Source organism: Bacillus sp. GMa5/1 (assembly GCF_050172015.1).
GTDB lineage: Bacteria > Bacillota > Bacilli > Bacillales > Bacillaceae_G > Bacillus_A > Bacillus_A cereus.
The window spans coordinates 1-1,679 of record NZ_JBNLYC010000379.1 but is presented as its reverse complement, the minus strand read 5'-3'; the positions used below and the strand labels follow the sequence as shown (position 1 = coordinate 1,679).

Here is a 1,679-nt window from a genome sequence, read left to right as displayed (position 1 = left end):
TATTTTCAAATCAAATGAAAAAGAGGTAAAATTATAGATATTCATGTAGAAATTTCGTTTTGGGGATACTTAAAATCTTAAGGTGATGGGCATGTGGTGTTACACTTTAAAAGCTCTATAAAATTTATAGATATAGCGATTTTCTTTATTAATAATCATTTGTATGTGCGTTTACTCACACACATACAAATGATTTATAAAGCCACAATTAAGTAAAAACATCTTTTCCGTTACGATAGCATCATAGCCATGTCTTCTGCTGCATTTGTAATTAGTTTTAAACCAAATGTTTCTTGTAATACATCAAGCACGCCAGGTGAAATAAATTCAGGAGCCTTTGGACCGATGCGAATATCTTGAATCCCAAGACTAAATAGCCCGAGTAAAATGGCAACCGCTTTTTGTTCAAACCATGATAGCACAATACTTACTGGCAATTCATTCACTTCACATTGGAAAGCATCAGCTAAAGCAGCCGCTATTTTCACTGTAGAAATTGAATTATTGCACTGTCCTAAATCAATGTAACGCGGAATTTCCGTACCAGGTACAACACCGTAATCCACATCATTAAAGCGGAATTTCCCGCAAGAAGTTGTTAAAATAACCGTTTCTGGCGGAAGTGACGTTGCTAATTCACGATAATATTCTCCGCCTTTTCCCGGTGCATCACAACCGGCGATAACAAAGAAACGCTTTATTTTCCCCTCTTTTACTGCATCAATAATTTCTGGAGCTAATGATAATACTGTATTATGATGAAACCCTGTCACTAACTGTTCATCCGACTCCATATGTACTTCTGGAAGTTCTAGTGCTTTTTGAATTAATGGTGTAAAATCATCATTTTCAATTTTTTGTACACCTTCTAAACCTGCAATGTCATATGAAAAGAATCGATCAGAGTACGAGCCTTTAATTGGCATAACACAGTTCGTTGTAGCTAATATGGCACCAGTAAATTTTTCAAAAAGGCGTCTTTGATCATACCATGCCTTACCGATGTTTCCTTTTAAATGTTTATATTTTTTCAGCTGCGGGTATCCGTGTGCTGGTAGCATTTCAGAATGCGTATAAATATTAATGTCTTTTCCTTCTGTTTGCTTTAATAGTTCTTCTAGTGCAAATAAATTATGACCCGTAACTACAATTGCTTTACCTTCTACACGATTTTGTGTAATTTGTACAGGCTCTGGCACACCAAAATGATTCGTATGTGCCTCATCTAATAATTCCATCACCCGTAAAGCTGATTTCCCCACTTTCATAGCCATATCAATATGCTCTTGTTCGTTAAAGTTAGAATTTGTTAATGTCATATATAAAGCTTCTTGTGTTGTAGCATCTACAAATGCATCCGTATATCCTAGCTGAGCAGCATGTGTGCGATAAGCTGCAATTCCTTTTAGCCCAAACACAATCGTATCTTGTAAACTCGCAATCGTTTCATTCTTGCCGCACACACCCATTACTTTACATCCGCCTGCTGGCGTTTGTTCACATTGATAACAAAACATATCATCCCACCCTCTCCCAATCATTCATTACACCTTAAGCATAATACCCATTGAAAAAAAGTGATGTGATATCAATCACAATAATATATAAAGATTTGTGACAGTTCATATTGTTGACATAATATTTTTATTGACACTAAAAAATATGCATTAGTGTGCACA

The 1,679-nt window shown here is 35.6% G+C and carries 1 protein-coding gene; it reads right to left on the bottom strand.

Annotated elements, in window-relative coordinates:
• Window positions 1–230: 230 nt before the first annotated feature.
• Window positions 231–1,517, bottom strand: a complete 1,287-nt coding sequence (gene hcp, locus ACQGSG_RS28780; protein WP_016512509.1) for a hydroxylamine reductase — start codon at window positions 1,515–1,517, stop codon at window positions 231–233.
• Window positions 1,518–1,679: the final 162 nt, after the last annotated feature.